Consider the following 17,373-nt stretch of genomic DNA (forward strand, 5'->3'; position numbering starts at 1 on the left):
TATGTCCTAATGGTATAGGATAACCATAATAAGCATTTTTTTAGACTTTATTAAAGTATCTTTTTTTACTCTATAATAATTAAAATGTCTTGCATCATATTGCGGAATGCTGTACTCTTTACCATCTTCCTTAACAAAATGAATATTATTTTTTTCAGTACTTGCAATCGGTTGTAAATACTCTTCCGTGCTTCCTGCAATTTTAGTATATGTTCCACATTTACTATATTTCAAGAATTCCGCCTGTGTCCGAACTAAACTTAAATTTTCTTCTCCAATATATAGTTGTATAGGTGCCCTATATATTCCTATATAACGCTGTTCATCATCTTCAACCCAATATTCTTTTCCAATAATATTATCTTTAATATTTCGTGGGGCAGTCACATATTTTCCAAAATAGCATGTAGAACGGTCAATAAAAGAAAGCATTTTCCCCATCTGTTCCGAATTATTTCCATCTTCAATTGTGTTCTGTACGCTTGTTTCAAACTGCGGCTGCAAGATTTTAATCTGTTCCTCTGTATCCCTATATATTTCGGTTTTTTCCAGTTTAAAATAATTACAAAGAAAATCCGTTATCATATAATTCTTCAAGGCATCTAATATTTCTCCCTTTTCCTGATAAATACAAGCCTGATAATAATATGCTTCATAACTTGTAGGGAAGTTACGCAGACATTTTTCTATAATCTGCTGTGCCAGTTCCAAATCACCTATACTCATTGCCTCAATGCACTCATAAAACCATAAATCCCTGTCATACGGACATTCTTTTCTGTATTCCTGCAAATCATCTGCTATCTGTTCTAATCTACCCTCTTCAAACTCTTTTTCAATTCTGCTTTTTAAAGATTTTTTCATTGGATTTCCTTTCCTTTACGCGAACAGCTTCTTCACATTTTCAGCATCAAAGGTTACGGATGGCACATGGTCTACTTCGATCTGATAAAGGGCATTGGCTGCTAAATGTTCCGCTGCCTGTTCTAAATCACGGATACCGGAAGTATGCTTAAACTGCTCTACAATTGCATCCAGTCCATCCTCTGTTACAACACATTCACCCTGATGCAGGCCGATTCGTTTTAATACCTTCGGCAGTGCAAACCGGGAGAAGATAATCTTCTTTTCTTCTGATGTATAATCCGGGATATCAATTACTGCAAAACGGGATAAAATCGGTGCACTGATATCGGCTTTATTGTTAGCAGTAGCAATCGGATAAACTCCCACGGTCGGAACCATACATTCCATATAGTTGTCGGTAAATCCAAGGTTATCTAACAAGGTTAACAACACATCTGCCGGGTTTCCGTTTCCTTTGCCGGATGCTGCTTTATCTAACTCATTGATAATAAATACCAGATTGGATTCTCCTGCCATGGAAAATGCTTCCATGATAATTCCAGGCTTTGCATTGGCATAGATACGGGAGCTTCCGGTCAACTGCTCCGGGTCATTGATGGAACTCATATCCAGTGTTGTCCAAGGCAGCTTTAAGATTCTTGCTACCGCATAGGCTATCTGGGATTTTCCGGTTCCTGCCGGTCCCACCAGAAGCAGTCCATATGCCGGCAGGGTATGGGTTCTGTTAATCTGAATGATGGTTTCCATGATACGCTGTTTTACTTTCTCCATGCCATATAACTCTTCATCGAGAATCTTTCTTGCTTCTACCGGATCAATTGCCTCAAAATAATTGCTCTTCCACTGGATATTCATCATAATAGACAATGCTCTCTGGGCATGACGGCGTTCCTCCGGTGATACCTCATGGGAGCGTGCTACTGCAAGGTTTCTTCTCGCCCAGAGGCGGATATTATCCGGCATGGTTCTGCCGGCGCAAGTCATAAAATCGGAAATGCTCTGTAAGCTGGTCAGCTTCATATCATCTCCATTTTCATCCTCTTCTTCCTCGTCCATTTCCTCTGTCGGTGCACTGCTGGCAAGAAGTCTCTCTATCATAAACTGTAAAAATCCATCCTCTGCCGACAATTTGGTTCCTGCACCAAAGGTTGTCTCCCGAATCTTGTATACAGCATACCCATCTTCCCGGTTTTCTCCGGAAAGGCGCACACTGATATGATTTTCTCCCAGCCATTTAATCAAGCTGACGAAACGTGCATCTATTTTTAAAATATCTGCGCTGTAAGTCTCGCTTTCCTCTTTAAATTCAAAAGCAGTCTGCTGGCTCTGGTTTGCAAACACTCCTCCGGAATGATGTTTCCACTGACGTTTTTTATTATCTAATACAAGAATCGGCTCATCCGCCGTCTTCTCCTTCTCATTGGACTGAAACGTTGTATAAGTGCATACGGACTCTGTTTTCTTCTCACCCGGTGCATTGCTAAAGTCAAAAACTGGCATTTTTCTCTCTCCTGTATTTTTCATTTGTCCTCTTAAACTGATAAAAAGACCTTTTCTCTCAGAATACCACAAGGGTTCTGAAAAGAAAAGGTCTATTCATCCACTTATTCATCCACTTATTCTCCGCTTACTCTACACCTTTTAAGGTTTCTACCATATTGAGACTGCGGATTCGTTTTGAGAACATAAAGCTTACCAGCATCGAAATTATCATAACCAGAATACCGGCTATGATATAATCCACCGGTGCCAGTGACAGATTATAATCGAAATTCTCTCCATTGGTATTTATCATCGCATTTAATGACACATTTCCAAGCGGCGCTCCAATAAGGATTCCGATGATGCTCAGCCACAGATTCTGTATGCTCAGTATTTTTCTTATTTTAGAAGATCGTAAACCCAGTACCTTCAATGTTGCAAATTCTTTTACTCTTTCATGAAAGGAAAGGACTCCGGAATTATACAATACCACAACTATCATAAGTATCGAAAATGCCGCCATCATAACAACCATCATATTGATTACCGACATGCTGTTTTCATACGCCGCCTGCATCTCACTTTTACTGTTCACCCCGGTTACATAACTAAGGTCAGCTTTTTCTTCTGCCGCTCTTTCATTTGTCATCAGAAATCCCGGTGTATATTCTGCCCCTGTTTTCTCATAGTCTTCTCTCAGATATGCGATTCCCTGGGACTCAAGGCTCCGGTAAATGGTTCCAACCTTTGCTTCATACCAGGTATTTTTCGTATAAAGATGCCAGTATACGGTATCTCCTACCTTTACATCAAGGTCGGCTGCCAGCTTACGGCTGATGCATTTTTCTTCTTTGCCACTTCTACCTGATTTACCATTACCACTTCGCCATCCAGTTCCTCTGCCATATCGTCTACATCTTCCGTCTTGGCATCTTCTGAAAATTTAATCTGGTACTCACCTACGGTTACGCGATTAAAGTTAATCTCTATCATACTGCCTAAGAGTTCATTACAGCCGACTGCATATATCATCAGCAACATACCGACTGCCGTTCCAATTACACACATAAAGCTTCTTAACTTGGCTCTGGAAATATCCCTGAGATTGTACTGGCTGGTAAAGGAAAGTTTTTTCCAGAATGGCAGTCTCTCAAAAATGCATTTCTTTCCCTTCTTCGGTGCTGCCGGCCGCAATGCCTCTGCCGGCTTAATATGAAGCAGTTTCCGGCAGCTCATATAGGATGCAAGCACACATACTGCCACGATGCCTGCTGCAATGATAAAATACATCGGATGGAATACCGAATGCAGACCCGGCACGATATACCAGTTTGCAAACATACCAATGACTGCCGGGCTTCCCCACAAAGTTCCTGCCAACAGTCCAAGAACGACTCCAACTACCGAAACAACAAGACTGAAACTGATATAATGCAGCATGATTTTATGCCGTTTCAAACCAAGGGCATTCATGGTTCCTATCTGGGTACGCTGCTGTTCTACCATTCTTCCCATGGATGTCGCAATGACTAAAATTGCGATTCCCACAAATATAATGACAAATAAATAGGAAAATGACTGATGTTGTTCTAATTCACTGTCTAATCTTGCCAGTCCCGGAATGGATTTTCTGTCTACAATGGCTGAATAATCACGGTCGATGCTTTTATCTATCATCTGACCTAACTACCGTCGATTTTCCTGCTCCTGACTGTCCTAAAATCACCACAAATTCTCCCTCGTTAATGGTAAAGTTCACATGATTGACTGCATATTGTAGTGCTTCTCCTTCTTTCGTGAAAGTTAGTCGTGCCTAATCGGAATTATAGCACAAAAATAAGGATAACCAAGTTCCGGTTATCCTCTTGAAAAATATTATCACTAATTTTTAAATAAATTTATTCTGTTAATCCTTGGATTTCATCCACAGATAATCCTGAAATTTCTGCTATCTGCTCCAAAGAAAAGCTACCCATCCGGAGCATCCGGGTTGCTGCTTTAACAGATGCCTGTTTTTCACCTTGTTCTACCCCTGCCTCAAACTCCGCTTTGCGAAGTTTCTTTTCTTCTTCCACTTTATCATATTCGAAAATACTCATCGCAACTACCTCCGCACGATTCTTTTTCAGGAAATCAGCAAGTATATTCTCCCGGATGCATTCTGTAACCGCTCGTTCCACAGCATCCTCCAACGGAAGCTGCTCTGCATACTTTCTGACTTTCGCTACATACTGCGCATACTCCTTTAATTTTCGGCAATGCTGCATTAATTCGCAATTATGTCCTTCATTGATATTTAATGTTGTCACAATCAGTTCCAATGCCGGTTCTGCTCCGGTATGTAAAAAAGCATCTGACAGCCGGCTGATGCAACAGTCCTCTAACGGCTCTATTCCATTATAAAAAACAAAAAAGCCGGGAGTCGGAATCTTTTGAATTGCAGATGAATATAACGATTTCCGGTCGATGAGTTTTTGGTATTCCGCTGCAATATAAAACAAGTCCCGAAGAGGAATATTGGGATTTACTGTAGACTGATGTTCATAAAGATAGAGATTCATGTCTAAAATAAATGCCAGATCATTTTTCATTCCCATATAAATAGCATTTTCCAATGTTACAATTTCCAAGTCATCGGGATTGGTATAATTCCGTTTGTTTACCGCATTATAGAGTGATAGAAGTGACTCCCTGTCTGAAAAAATCATACGAAAAATCGTATCCTTATAATTGCGGTTTGCTGCTGGTACTTTCTTTGTCATATGTAGTTCCTCCTTTGATTTGCAGGAAGCTGCTACATACTCCTTTTCCTGTAACTTCTCCTGCTTTTTATTTAATAGATGGTATAAAAAGCATAGATAGATACAGAAATGTCATAACGCTTAAGACTGCCAGAATGGAATAATAGAAAATGCTATCTGGATTGTATTTTATGCTTTGGATTATTGTATCACAAAGATTTTGTCCCCGGCAATCCTTTTATGAATATTTTAGATTTCTAAGAATCTCTTAAGTTTTATTAATGGGTCCGTTCATATTCTAAGAATTCTTTTGTCTTAGACCAGTACTTGATTCCCCAGTTTTCAAAATTCCATTCTTCCATATAGGCATTACACTCATAATCCACATAATAGAGGACATTTTGCCACAGGATAAAATTTGTAGGGAAATAATCAATATTTGTATGTGCAGCATATAACTTTGTGCACATTTCTTTTACCTGTTGCAGGCAGATTTCCGGCAGTGCGTCCTTTTCCACCTGCTGATAGACAGTGTCTCCCGGAATGTATTCCTTTAAAATGCGTTCCTGTGTCTCATCGATATCAAGCAGCTTTGGCATAGTAATTCCAATTTCCATAAGCCGTTTATAATCCCTTTTTTCAGCCTCTAACTTATTATCAAACTGATAATAACTGCATGGTTCATGGTGAATCTGTTTCAGGACATATTCCTTCTCCCCATCCGTCACAAGATAGGAATAGCCGCCTTTCCCCTTTCCAAGCAGTTTTTTCACTTTATATTCTTTTCCGTTTAATGTCATTACCTCTTCTTCCGGCAGCTCCATTTCCGCTCCGATATCCAGTTTCTTTTCATAAGCCAGCTTATCCGCCATGCGGATGCTGCGCTGTTTTCCGGTATCATCCACCAGAAGAATCGTAACCATCGGTTCTTCCCCCTCCGGCCGTCCTTCACAGCCGAATTCATCCTCAATAATATCTGTGATTCTATATGTTTTCATCTGCCATTCCTTTCTCTTTACTTTTTCATCTCATTATCTTTCATTATACCAGTTTTTCCTGTTTTTGTATTGTCAACTTATGTATTATTCTAGGTTGACATTCTATTGATTTTTGTTTATCATAAAGAACTGTAAAATTCATACAGATACAAAGGAGACAAACCATGGATGCACTGACACTGGCACAGGAAATTATTGACGGACGACGCATTACGAGAGAGGATGATTTATCCTTTTTTCTTACCTGCGATTTAAAGGAATTATGCGAAGGAGCCGACAAAATCCGTGCTGCAAGAATTGGAGATAAAGTAGATTTATGTTCTATCATAACGGACGAAGCGGACGCTGTCCGGAAGACTGTAAATATTGTGCCCAGTCTGCACATAACCATACCAACTGCGAAGTATATGACTTCCTGCCGGAAGAAGATATCATCAAAGCCTGCAAAATGAACGAAAGCGAAGGCGTTGACCGATTTTCTATCGTAACTGCGGGAAAAGCACTGACCGGTCCGGAGTTTGAAAAAGCCATTCACGCCTTTGAATCCATGCATCGGGAATGCAAAATCGATTTATGTGCTTCCATGGGATTTTTAGATGAAGAACAACTGCACCGCCTTCATGAGGCAGGCGTTACCAGCTATCATCATAATATAGAAACATCACGCCGGAATTTTCCAAATATCTGCACCACCCATACCTACGATATGAAAATTGAAACTTTAAAGAAAGTAAAAGCGGAAGGCATGTGCGCCTGCTCCGGTGGTATTATCGGAATGGGCGAAACCTGGGAAGACCGTCTGGATATGGCAGTAAGTTTAGCTGAACTGGGAATTGATTCTATTCCAATCAATGCTTTAATGCCAATCCCGGGAACTCCTTTAGAAAATCTGCCGCAGTTAAGTGAAGATGATATTCTGCGTACCATCACATTCTTCCGTTATATCAATCCGGATGCAAATATCCGTCTGGCTGCCGGCCGTGCGCTGCTTACCAACGATGGTGAAACTGCTTTTCAGGCTGGTGCATCTGCAACCATTACCGGAAATATGCTGACTACCGTTGCCTGCGCTACCATAAGAAGTGACCGGAAATTGTTAGAAGATTTAGGCAGGGATGTAACTCCGGATTACTGGAAAGAAGCATAATAGATTCTTATGGACCTTTGATAGAAAAAAGGAAGCCGTTCCATCAGAACTGCTTCCCTTTTTTTACGCGGGTAACCCACAAAATATTTTCACGCGTTTATGCGATTTTCCTATACCTGTATCCGGTCTGCAATTTCATTTCCCATTGCAAATCTGCTGTCTTTTGCCCCAATAATTACATAGTCACGCATTTTCTGGATGAGCTGTATGCGTTCCCCCTCATCTACAGAGTGGCTATGCAAGAAATCAAGCACTTCTGGCTGACCAAACATCCACTGAATGGTATAGGTTTCACCTGGTGTTGCTTTTGACAATGCCTGCATAGAAATCCCTCCTTTTCTCCTATTGTAGTTTTCACCTGCCCTGTTAGTCAATTGCTATCTTAGTTGCAATCTTCCAACAAATAGTATACGTATATAACAGGAGTAAGATACGGATTTTCTCTTTTATCTTTTTAAAATATCCTCCAAATCCAGACCATAACGTTTGGCAATATCCCTTGCATAGCTTAAGCCATCCGGCGTTGTCCGGATGACCCGGTAACTCCGGGTACCCTCTTCTTTGCTCTCCATCATTGCCACCAGATTATCGATTTTTCCTCTATTCTTCATATGCCCATTATAGGTATCCAGCTGCTGTGTCAAATCATGAATATGGGTCACATAAAGACCGCAGCAGCCGATAATTCCAATTCCGGTCAGCACCTCTGATGCTATGTAGCCTGCCTCAAGTCCACTGGTACTGGAAAAAGATTCATCCATCAACAGCATATCCGTATCTGACAGTTGTTTCATGATTTCACTCAGTCTTACACACTCACTTTCCAGTCTGCCCATTCCATAATTATTTTCATCAGAGGATGGAAAATGTGTAAATATTCCGGACACCGGACTCATTACCGCCTCTTCTGCCGGAACAAACAGCCCCAGTTGAAATAACGCCTGCGCCATTCCGATAGAATAGGCAAAAATAGATTTTCCTCCGTGATTTGGACCGGTTATCAGATAGAATCGTCCATTTTCATCCAGTTCAAAGGAATTAGACACAATCGTTTCCTCTACGGAATTCACTGCCAGCATAGGATTGTATACATGCTTTAACTCACAGCGTTTTTCCTGCATGGACGCTATCTTCGGTCTGCACATGGCAAATCCCTTTTCTTTCATGGAAAGAATAAATTTTACTCCGGCAGTCAGAAAACGGATATCATCCAATAAAGCAATAAACATATTGGTATTAATGTGATAATAATTCTGTACCAGCGGTTCAAACTCCCTCAGCGACTTTGCAAAAATAGTCTGCAAAGCCGCATTCATGGAATAGTCTATAGCATCCTGTTCATCATTGTGCAGCACCCGGCTCAGAGGATAGAGTGCCGACATCAGATGCCATTTATCATTTTTCCCTTTTTTCAAAAGCCGGTCCATGATAGTTCCTAGATGGAACTGCTCCTCATTGACAGAAATCAGTCCGGCTTCTTTCGGTCTTAAATTGCCATCAAGATTAATACCTACGGTTACGCTTTTGATATGCCCGAAGTTCAGTTCCATTTTCGGAAGTTCCTCATTCAGGCTCTGGTACTCGCTGCTTGCTACGATTGAGTGAATTTCTTTTTTGAAATTCTGCATACCTTCCGAATGAATCTCTGCTTTTTCCAATGCATCCGCAAACAGATTTACAATTTCCTGATACATTTCAAGATATCGCACCGAACGCAGGGCTGAATCCGTCGTAAAATCACTGTTTAATACTCTTCGCATATCATTGATATTATAAATAATGGATACCGCCTTGCAAAATGCCTCGTAAAGTGATGGATTTTCCACCAGATCTTCTACTACGCCCAGACGATACTCTAATACCCGCTCATCTGTAGAGAAGAAATTTTCCAGTGAAAGGTCTGCCACTCCCCGGTAACTTTCCTTAATCAGTATTACCATAGCATCAATTTTTAATGCGTGGATAAATTTATAATCCTTCATGGGAACGGCTTTGTTCCGGTCATAATCCGGTGGATATAATAAATGAAAATCTGTCTGCATTCCACTTACGCTCCTTTTCTCTATTGTGCCCTTCTCTGTCACGCATCTGAACGTGAATATGCATTTTTCATCTGGCTGCTTAATTCAAACAGTACCTTATCCAAAGTATCCTGTGTTTCTTTCTTAAGCATTTCTGCTATCGCATTATTTGCCTGCTGCATCAGTTTCTGTCTGTTTGCTGCGTCCTTTTCTTCTGCCAGAAGTGCATCATAGGTATGCAGCAGTTCCCGCCCTTTTGCCATCACATGCATCTGATAGCGTTCGATGTGAAAAAGGGATCTGTGATAAGAGGCATCTGCCATAGCTGCAATCATACGGCTTGCCCAGTAGAAATTATCTGTAGAAACTTCTCCGGTGGTATTGGATACATATTCCGGCGTTGTCTCCACTTCCCCGTAAAACGGAACCAGCACATTAAATACATTGGATGCAAATGCTACCCACTGTATGATGCTTCCTGTATTTTCGGTAATGTCCGCCTGCTCCGGCCGCATTTCAATCACAGAAAGGAAATCATTCCGGTTAACTCCAATGGAACGGAATGCGCCTTTCATGGATTTTTCCCCATAAGAACCATATGGGTCATACGGTGTTCCCTGAAAATGTGCGGATAATACATATTTTACATCTTCGATTGTTACCTTTTTCTCCGGTTTTAAGCACCATGGAATATCATCGGATGCCGGCGTATAATCAGCCTGCTCCCCATCCCATTTATAGGTATGTGGGTTGAGATAACGCTCCATAAACCAGGCTCTTGGTGTATTGTATACATGGTCGGAATCATCATGGGAACCAAATGCATCTCTTGGATTTAACTTTCCATCCAAAGAAAGGTCAAGATGATTCTTTTCAATAAATTCCCGCAGATCCTTTGAGCACATATAGTCCTTCTGTGTAGTAAGGGCATCCTCTAAATCAAAGCTGTCAAGTCCCAGCTGGTTTGGCATTACCACATAGACATCATCCGGCACTCTTCCTGCCATCCAGTGATGTCCGCCAATGGTCTCAAGCCACCAGATTTCATCCTTATCCTGAAATGCAATTCCATTCATCTCATAGGTTCCATACTGCTCCAACAAACTGCCCAGGCGAATGACACCCTCTCTTGCACTGTGAATGTACGGAAGCACAATGTATACAATATCCTCTTCTCCAATGCCGCCGATAATCTCTTCCCTGCCATTTTCTGCCGGATGGTAGGTCACCAGAGGATCTGCTCCTAAGACGCGGGGATTGGAAGTTATGGTCTCTGTTGCAGTCATGGCAATCTTCGCCTCATTGACACCGCAGGCAGCCCAGACACCTTCCCCTTCTACCGCATTCGGCATTGCCGTGTAACGCATCGGATGCTCCGGCAATTCTATTTTCACATGAGATAATACCGACTGATAGATTGTCGGCTGTTCTTCCGGATGAATTACCACATATTTCTTAGGTGTAAAATGTCCGGCACCGGAATCATCATTTCGTGCAATTATGGTTGCTCCATTATAAGAAGCTTTTTTCCCTACTAAAATAGTTGTACATGGCATATCTGTTCTACCCCTTTTCCTGTTTCATTGAATGTTATTTCTAACGATAGCCCATCTTCGTCTCATAGTTCACGATGGTATCCTCATTGGTTCTCTCTATTTCCGATAACATATCTTCTTTGAAATCGTCCGGTTCAATGGTTCCGTTGTACCAGGATTTTCCATCGAAATATTCCTGCAGTCCTTCATCTAAGAATTTTCTTCCATGTCTTGCATAGATTTCATTTCTGGCAATCCGAAGGTCCTCCTGGGTCAGATTCTCCAAATCAGCTTCCGTTAATAATCGGCTGGCACTCTCCGGAAGAATATATTCTGCTTCCTCTTCTCCAACTGCTCCGTCTGTTCCCATGTCCTCATTTCCGGTTGTATCTTCTTTATTTATTACTTCGGAAGTTTTCTCAGATGCTTCCTGCTGTCCGCTTACACCTTTCCTATCTGTCTGCTCTGTAGACATTTCCGTCTCTGTGGTCTGCTCCGTTGTAACCACCGGCTTATCGGTAATATCATCCTGCTTTGCCGGCTGATTGCCCTTGATAAATAACAATACTATAATTGCAATCAGAATAATAATAAGAACTGCTGCACCGATTAATAAATATACCATGGCACCGGAGCCGGATTTCTTCTCAGTTTCATTCTTATTTTTATTTGATATTTTTTCACTGTTCTTTGTTTTTGTTACTTTCTCATTCTCATTCTTTTTTTGTTGTGGATGTGGTGCCGGGCTTGCCTGTCTTACCGGGGTCTGCTGCTGTGTCGGTGCCTGTTGCGGTACTGAGTTTCTCTGCGGTACCGGAGTCGGTTGATTTACCGGTGCTTTCTGCGGTGTCGGATTTGGCTGGATTGCTCCCGGCTGAAAAGCTTCTACTTTCGTTCCGCATTTGGTACAGAATTTTGCATTTACCGGTAATGCATTTCCACATTTTGTACAAAACATTTTCTTTCCTCTTTTCTGTTATTTTATGTTTCTTTTGTTTCAAATTTTCAAATTATTTTTATTATAGATTCTATTGTACAAAAATGCGGGACACCAATTCCGTATCCCGCATTATCTTTTTTATCTTTTAAATTTCTTCCCGTCCTGTTCTGGAACGAATTACGAATAATACGCCAATTAATACCACGATACAAACCGGAAGTGCCAGCCATGAAATTCCTGCCAGTCCGACTGCCTGCAGGATACCAATCAGGAAATAGCCTAATAAGCAGACAACCGCAACAGTCAATGCATACGGAAGCTGGGTTGCTACATGGTTAACATGCTCACAGTGACCACCGGCAGATGCCATAATTGTGGTATCTGAAATCGGTGAGCAATGGTCTCCACAAACTGCTCCTGCCAGACAGGACGCAATGGAGATTACCATCATCTGTCCGCTTGGGAATACACCAAGGACAATCGGAATCAGAATACTGAAGGTTCCCCAGGAGGTTCCGGTTGCAAATGCCAGGAACGCTGCTACCAGAAAGATAATCATTGGCAGGAAGCCCTGCATTGCATTTGCTGAATTTGCTACCAGATCAGCCACGAATACTTTTGCTCCTAAGAGATTGGTCATTCCGGATAAGGTCCATGCCATAGTCAGAATCAGAATCGGAGCAATCATCGCCTTAAATCCTTCCGGAATACATTCGGTAAATTCCTTAAAGGATAAAACATCACGCAACATGTAATAGATAAAAGTAAATACAAGTGTTACTGCGCCGCCAAGAACCAGTCCGACGGAAGCATCACAGCCAGAGAATGCCTCTACAAAGGAAGTTCCGCTGAAGAAGCCACCGGTATAAATCATGGCTACGATACAACTCACAATCAACACAGCTACCGGAAGAATCAAATCCAGTACGTGAGAGTTTTCTTTTACAACTTCCTCTTCATTATCTTCATACGGTCTTCCCGGTGTAGTAAACAAATCACCTTTGATTGCGTTCATTTCATGGGTTTTCATCGGTCCGAAATCCACTCGCAAAAGAGTAATTCCAATTAACATTACCAATGTCAGCAATGCATATAAGTTATATGGAATTGTCTGGATAAATACCGCAAATCCATTGATTCCGGAATCTGCCGGAACAGAAGAAGTAACTGCTGCTGCCCAGGAGCTGATTGGTGCGATGATACATACCGGTGCTGCCGTTGCATCAATAATATAAGATAATTTTGCACGGGACACCTTGTGCCGGTCTGTAACCGGACGCATTACGCTTCCTACAGTCAGACAGTTAAAATAATCATCCACGAAAATCAATACGCCAAGAATCATAACGGAAATCTGCGCTCCGATTCTGGTTTTAATATGCCGGGATGCCCACTTTCCAAATGCGGCAGAACCACCTGCACGGTTAAGAAGGGATACCAAAATGCCAAGCATGACAAGGAATACTAAAATTCCCACATTCCATGCATTCGCAAGCTTGTATACCATACCACCCTCTTCTTGGAAGAAAATGGTATTTATCATCAACTCAAGGTTGAAGTTGGAATACAGCAAACCTCCTGCAATAATTCCTGCCAGAAGTGAGGTATATACTTCCTTGGTAATCAGTGCCAGTCCGATTGCAATAACCGGCGGAAGCAATGATAAAATTGTCGCATAAGCTTTACACTGATAGCTGTCAGCATCAGCAATTGTTCCAGGTGTCTGGCTTGTTACGACCATAAGTATCACGATAATCGCAATAAATACCAGCATACCAATCTGTTTTCTTTTCATTTTCACTGTTTTCGTCTCCATCTCATTGTATTTTCAAAATAACCTACTCTGCCTTAATTGCCCAGCGCATCTTAGTAGAACGTGCCCGTCCGTTCTGCGCACACTCCTGTGCAGATGGGCGGATTACATCTTTGGCATAATCGGCATAAATGCCTGCCCGATAGCCTTCTTTTAATGCTTTCTTTACTAACTTGTCTTCGCCGGAATGGAAAGTTAAAATTGCAGCTCTTCCGCCCGGTTTCAATGCATCCGGCAGTTTCTCCATGAATTCATACAGTACTTCAAATTCACGGTTCACATCAATACGAAGTGCCTGGAAGGTTCGCTGGCAGGTCTTTTTTATCGTATCCTTCTTCTCTTTTTCCGGTAGAAAATCAAGCGTCTTTTCAATGATATTCCTTAACTTTGTGGTGGTATCAATCCGATTGCCTTTTCGAATCTCATCGGTAATCGCTTTTGCCAGTTCTTCACAGTATGGCTCATCTGAATTTTCATAAAGCATTCCCGCCAGTTCATCCTTTGTAATGGCAGCCAGGCGTTCTGCTGCACTGATTCCGGCTTCCTGGTTCAGCCGTAAATCCAGTGGTCCATCCACTTTAAAAGAAAATCCACGCTTCGGATTATCAATCTGCATGGAAGATACACCCAGATCCGCAAGAATAAAATCAAATCCGCCGGCTTCTTTTGCAATTTCATCTATCGTACAGAAATTCTGTAATCGTATTGTCAGAATATCTTCTCCAAAACCGGCCTCTTCTAACCGCTTTCTTGTCCTGGCTGATTCCTCCGGGTCTACATCCGTTGCATAGATGTGTCCCTGCCCGTTTAAGCACTGCAGCATGGCTTTCGTATGACCGCCATATCCCAAGGTCGCATCAAAGCCTGTTTCTCCCGGCTGGATTTTTAAGAAATCCAGAATTTCATTTACCATTATGGAAATATGCATTCCGGCAGGTGTGTTTCCTTTTTTTATTACATGCTCAATCGTATCTTTATATTTTTCCGGCTGAAGTTCTTTATATTTTTCTTCAAATTTCTTCGGATATTTTCCACTGTAACGCACCCGGCGTTTGTGGGTTGTCTGGTTTTCCTCTGCCATAATTAAAGAGCCTTCTTGATTGCTTCCATTAATTCATCATAAGTCTCAAATGCAGGCAGTTCCGGATGGTCTTTCTTAATCTGCTCGGTGCTGCGGAATAAGAATCCTGCTTTACTCGCCTCAATCATGCCTAGGTCATTGTGGCTGTCTCCGCTGGCAATCGTCTCATAACCAATGGACTGTAATGCTTTTACTGTAGTCAGCTTGGAATTTTCAATTCTCATCTTAAATCCGGTAATCTCACCGTCCTCTGCCACCTCCAGAGAATTGCAGAAAATGGTAGGCCAGCCTAATTTCTTCATCAGAGGTCCTGCAAACTGGGTAAAGGTATCACTGATGATGATAACCTGTGTCATGGAACGAAGTTCATCTAAGAACTCTTTTGCTCCCGGCATCGGGTCGATTTTTGCGATGGTTTCCTGAATCTCTTTTAATCCAAGTCCATGTTCTTTTAAGATGCCAAGTCTCCATTTCATCAATTTATCGTAATCCGGTTCGTCTCTTGTAGTTCTCTTTAATTCAGGGATTCCGCTTGCTTCTGCAAATGCAATCCAGATCTCCGGTACCAATACTCCTTCCAGATCAAGGCATACAATGTTCATGTCCATAATTAATCCTCCATACAAACATATTTAATTCAACAAATTACTTCCCTAAAGTATACCTTATTATGAATAAAAGTACAAGAAAGAACCTCATTTTTCAGAAAGCCAAAGCTTTTCTCATAGCCAATATGTGACAAGCTATGTTAATCTTACCAGAGGTATCGGTACACCATACAATTACCTCTGTTGGAAATGTAAGCTTCAGTCTTGCGCTGATTTTCCTGGGTGCAGCTCTTTCTTATATTTCCTTAAAGAATCTCGACTTTATTTATGATTATTTCTTTCTGGTAATTGTCAAAATGATTCTGATTCCGGTTGGTGTTGCAGCCGTGGTATCACATTTCCTTACTCCGGCCGAAACAACCATTCTTACCCTGATGGCATGTATGCCTGCCATGTCCGCCATTCCGATGATGGCAGAAAACTACCATTCCGATGCGGAATTTGCTTCAAAGACCTGCTTTGTCATGACACTTTGCTCCGTCTTTACGATTCCGCTAGTCTTCTTCCTCTTAGAGCTTCCCGGCATCCACATTGGCTGATGATTTACCTTCTTTCTGAAATATGCTATAATGAGCGATACTAACTTAATAGTGACTTATCAAATGCTTATTTTAACTTTAAGAAACCCTTCAGAAAGGAGTCTCCATGAGTATCTTATCCAACCTATCCAGTAAAAAACGTAGCTTTGAAGTAGCAGAACCGGACCGGAAATACCTGGCACAGGGCATCTTCTTCATTGCCCTGGGAACCATTCTTATTTCCTGCATTACCGTTACAGAGCTTAATCTGATGCCTCGTTATCTGCTGCTTGCTGCCGGTATTATCCTTGGTATCTTCGGCTGTTTTCGATTATTGAAATTCCATAAAGACGCCAAAGCTTTCCGCGACTACGAACCTGCCTGGGACAAAGGCAGAGGCATGTATGACCGGTTTGCCAAAGAATATAACCAGTGGAACGAAGATGAAACTCCTCCGGTAAGCTGTGATGGTGATATTACATATTTTCTGAAATTACAGCAGGAACGTCTTAAGGAAAAGGGACTTCATATGGAAAACCGTGTCATTCCGGGAAAGGGAAATACTTTTGGTACTGCCTGTCTCACCCACAAGAGTGCCTGGTATACCTCGGATACAACTTATGAAGAAATCCGCCATAAGTTCTCTTTTTCCAATGCTTCCGGCGAACTCTATTCCCGTGATACCGAGCAGGTTATGTATGAAACAATTGTACACAGCCCTAACGAACAGCAGCTTCCCTTTATTACCGCAACCTGTCCAAGCTGTGGTGCCGTTAATCTGGTTTCCAATCTGACGGAAGGCTGTCCTTACTGCGGTACAAAATTTCGCATAACGGATTTATTTCCCCGTGTCATGAATTTATCCTTTGTAATAAATCCATCCTCTAACCGGAATATGCAGGTATTTCACAATACCATTTTACTTACCATGCTGGCATTTTTTGCTGGATTCTTCCCATTCTTTCTCATTGGAAAACAGGAAATTCTTCCTCTGGCACTGTTCTCTGCTTATCTTGCCGCACTGATTGGTGGCGGATTCTTAGGCTTGCTGTTAGGAGATTTGCTGCTTCTTATGGGGCTTGGCAACCGTGATGGCATGAAACATATTTCGGCTTTTGGCTTTCTGCGTACAAAACGGAAGTTAAAGGATACGATGCTTCGTTATGATCCGAATTTCTCTTATGAAAAGTTTGAAAGCCAGATGATTTCTCTTGTACGCATGGCGGTATTTTCCAATGACCCATCCACGCTTTCTTCCTATCGTGGTGGTACATTAGACGAGCGTTTCAAAGATATCATTGAAATGACTTATACCAGTGGCATGACACTGAGAAATCTGTCCGTGGAAAACAATCAGCTGCATATGACCTTACGAACCTGGTGGATAAATTACAGCGAAAAAAATGGAAATATTTCCAGAACCGGTGACTGTATTGATGTCACTCTTTTGCGAAATATTTCCACTCCGGAACCACCTGGATTCTCCATCAGTTCCGTTATCTGTAATAGCTGCGGTGCCAGCTTTGATGCAGTACGACAGCGGTATTGTCCATTCTGTCACAGCGAATATCATATGGAAGATAAGACTTTTATTATCGAAGATATGAAATTAATCCGATGAA

At 41.7% G+C, this 17,373-nt stretch carries 16 protein-coding genes and 1 pseudogene; 3 read left to right on the forward strand and 14 right to left on the reverse strand.

Annotation, left to right across the window (positions count from 1 at the left end; all coding sequences use genetic code 11):
- Positions 1 to 6: 6 nt before the first annotated feature.
- From DW059_RS02330 to DW059_RS02360, 7 genes are all read right to left on the reverse strand, one after another.
- The gene (locus DW059_RS02330) at positions 7 to 726 is read right to left on the reverse strand and encodes a tetratricopeptide repeat protein (protein WP_147326021.1); all 720 of its coding nucleotides are present in this window, start codon (positions 724 to 726) and stop codon (positions 7 to 9) included.
- 153 nt (positions 727 to 879) lie between these two features.
- Positions 880 to 2,367, reverse strand: coding sequence for an AAA family ATPase (locus DW059_RS02335; protein ID WP_117697427.1), 1,488 nt, complete (start codon positions 2,365 to 2,367; stop codon positions 880 to 882).
- Positions 2,368 to 2,494: 127 nt separating this feature from the next.
- Entirely contained in the window at positions 2,495 to 2,998 is a 504-nt protein-coding gene (locus tag DW059_RS02340) for an ABC transporter permease (RefSeq protein ID WP_117697348.1), read from the reverse strand.
- A gap of 155 nt (positions 2,999 to 3,153) precedes the next feature.
- The gene (locus DW059_RS02345) at positions 3,154 to 4,026 is read right to left on the reverse strand and encodes an FtsX-like permease family protein (protein ID WP_117697350.1); all 873 of its coding nucleotides are present in this window, start codon (positions 4,024 to 4,026) and stop codon (positions 3,154 to 3,156) included.
- The gene (locus DW059_RS17495) at positions 4,016 to 4,108 is read right to left on the reverse strand and encodes an ATP-binding cassette domain-containing protein (RefSeq protein WP_197420783.1); all 93 of its coding nucleotides are present in this window, start codon (positions 4,106 to 4,108) and stop codon (positions 4,016 to 4,018) included. Before DW059_RS17495 ends, DW059_RS02345 begins: the two co-directional genes overlap by 11 nt.
- Before the next feature lie 139 nt (positions 4,109 to 4,247).
- The gene (locus tag DW059_RS02355) at positions 4,248 to 5,111 is read right to left on the reverse strand and encodes a hypothetical protein (protein WP_117697352.1); all 864 of its coding nucleotides are present in this window, start codon (positions 5,109 to 5,111) and stop codon (positions 4,248 to 4,250) included.
- A 257-nt stretch (positions 5,112 to 5,368) separates the two neighbouring features.
- A complete protein-coding gene (locus DW059_RS02360; RefSeq protein WP_330408221.1) occupies positions 5,369 to 6,088 on the reverse strand; it encodes a hypothetical protein in 720 nt (239 codons plus the stop codon).
- A 164-nt stretch (positions 6,089 to 6,252) separates the two neighbouring features.
- Between DW059_RS02360 and bioB the strand changes: the two are divergent.
- Positions 6,253 to 7,235, forward strand: a pseudogene (gene bioB / locus DW059_RS02370) (biotin synthase BioB).
- A 110-nt stretch (positions 7,236 to 7,345) separates the two neighbouring features.
- Here the strand turns inward: bioB and DW059_RS02375 are convergent.
- The 7 genes from DW059_RS02375 to thrH all read right to left on the reverse strand — a co-directional run bounded on the left by DW059_RS02375 (position 7,346) and on the right by thrH (position 15,227).
- Positions 7,346 to 7,558: a FeoA family protein gene (locus DW059_RS02375; RefSeq protein WP_117697354.1), complete on the reverse strand. Its 213-nt coding sequence runs from the start codon at positions 7,556 to 7,558 to the stop codon at positions 7,346 to 7,348.
- Between the two features lie 123 nt (positions 7,559 to 7,681).
- Complete coding sequence (locus DW059_RS02380) at positions 7,682 to 9,277, reverse strand: MutS-related protein (protein ID WP_117697355.1); 1,596 nt, start codon at positions 9,275 to 9,277, stop codon at positions 7,682 to 7,684.
- Between the two features lie 38 nt (positions 9,278 to 9,315).
- Positions 9,316 to 10,812 (reverse strand): C69 family dipeptidase, encoded by a 1,497-nt coding sequence (locus tag DW059_RS02385; protein WP_117697357.1) that lies wholly within the window; start codon positions 10,810 to 10,812, stop codon positions 9,316 to 9,318.
- A gap of 40 nt (positions 10,813 to 10,852) precedes the next feature.
- The gene (locus tag DW059_RS02390; protein ID WP_117697359.1) at positions 10,853 to 11,749 is read right to left on the reverse strand and encodes a YARHG domain-containing protein; all 897 of its coding nucleotides are present in this window, start codon (positions 11,747 to 11,749) and stop codon (positions 10,853 to 10,855) included.
- A gap of 127 nt (positions 11,750 to 11,876) precedes the next feature.
- Positions 11,877 to 13,526: a Na+/H+ antiporter NhaC family protein gene (locus DW059_RS02395; RefSeq protein ID WP_117697431.1), complete on the reverse strand. Its 1,650-nt coding sequence runs from the start codon at positions 13,524 to 13,526 to the stop codon at positions 11,877 to 11,879.
- 43 nt (positions 13,527 to 13,569) lie between these two features.
- Complete coding sequence (gene rsmH, locus DW059_RS02400; RefSeq protein WP_117697361.1) at positions 13,570 to 14,625, reverse strand: 16S rRNA (cytosine(1402)-N(4))-methyltransferase RsmH; 1,056 nt, start codon at positions 14,623 to 14,625, stop codon at positions 13,570 to 13,572.
- Positions 14,626 to 14,627: 2 nt separating this feature from the next.
- Positions 14,628 to 15,227, reverse strand: a complete 600-nt coding sequence (gene thrH, locus DW059_RS02405) for a bifunctional phosphoserine phosphatase/homoserine phosphotransferase ThrH (RefSeq protein WP_117697433.1) — start codon at positions 15,225 to 15,227, stop codon at positions 14,628 to 14,630.
- A 143-nt stretch (positions 15,228 to 15,370) separates the two neighbouring features.
- Between thrH and DW059_RS02410 the strand changes: the two genes are divergently transcribed.
- Positions 15,371 to 15,772 (forward strand): AEC family transporter, encoded by a 402-nt coding sequence (locus DW059_RS02410; protein ID WP_117697363.1) that lies wholly within the window; start codon positions 15,371 to 15,373, stop codon positions 15,770 to 15,772.
- A gap of 106 nt (positions 15,773 to 15,878) precedes the next feature.
- Positions 15,879 to 17,372, forward strand: a complete 1,494-nt coding sequence (locus DW059_RS02415; RefSeq protein ID WP_117697365.1) for a hypothetical protein — start codon at positions 15,879 to 15,881, stop codon at positions 17,370 to 17,372.
- The last annotated feature ends 1 nt before the right edge of the window (position 17,373 follow it).

Origin of the sequence: Roseburia sp. AF42-8 (assembly GCF_003435965.1) — a bacterium.
GTDB lineage: Bacteria > Bacillota > Clostridia > Lachnospirales > Lachnospiraceae > Roseburia_C > Roseburia_C amylophila.

Coding starts and splice junctions, on each gene's coding strand:
- DW059_RS02330 (WP_147326021.1), bottom strand. CDS start 726: ATGAGTATAGGTGATTTGGAACTGGCACAGCAGATTATAGAAAAATGT.
- DW059_RS02335 (WP_117697427.1), bottom strand. CDS start 2,367: ATGCCAGTTTTTGACTTTAGCAATGCACCGGGTGAGAAGAAAACAGAG.
- DW059_RS02340 (WP_117697348.1), bottom strand. CDS start 2,998: ATGACAAATGAAAGAGCGGCAGAAGAAAAAGCTGACCTTAGTTATGTA.
- DW059_RS02345 (WP_117697350.1), bottom strand. CDS start 4,026: ATGATAGATAAAAGCATCGACCGTGATTATTCAGCCATTGTAGACAGA.
- DW059_RS02355 (WP_117697352.1), bottom strand. CDS start 5,111: ATGACAAAGAAAGTACCAGCAGCAAACCGCAATTATAAGGATACGATT.
- DW059_RS02360 (WP_330408221.1), bottom strand. CDS start 6,088: ATGAAAACATATAGAATCACAGATATTATTGAGGATGAATTCGGCTGT.
- DW059_RS02375 (WP_117697354.1), bottom strand. CDS start 7,558: ATGCAGGCATTGTCAAAAGCAACACCAGGTGAAACCTATACCATTCAG.
- DW059_RS02380 (WP_117697355.1), bottom strand. CDS start 9,277: ATGCAGACAGATTTTCATTTATTATATCCACCGGATTATGACCGGAAC.
- DW059_RS02385 (WP_117697357.1), bottom strand. CDS start 10,812: ATGCCATGTACAACTATTTTAGTAGGGAAAAAAGCTTCTTATAATGGA.
- DW059_RS02390 (WP_117697359.1), bottom strand. CDS start 11,749: ATGTTTTGTACAAAATGTGGAAATGCATTACCGGTAAATGCAAAATTC.
- DW059_RS02395 (WP_117697431.1), bottom strand. CDS start 13,526: ATGAAAAGAAAACAGATTGGTATGCTGGTATTTATTGCGATTATCGTG.
- rsmH (WP_117697361.1), bottom strand. CDS start 14,625: ATGGCAGAGGAAAACCAGACAACCCACAAACGCCGGGTGCGTTACAGT.
- thrH (WP_117697433.1), bottom strand. CDS start 15,227: ATGAACATTGTATGCCTTGATCTGGAAGGAGTATTGGTACCGGAGATC.
- DW059_RS02410 (WP_117697363.1), top strand. CDS start 15,371: ATGTTAATCTTACCAGAGGTATCGGTACACCATACAATTACCTCTGTT.
- DW059_RS02415 (WP_117697365.1), top strand. CDS start 15,879: ATGAGTATCTTATCCAACCTATCCAGTAAAAAACGTAGCTTTGAAGTA.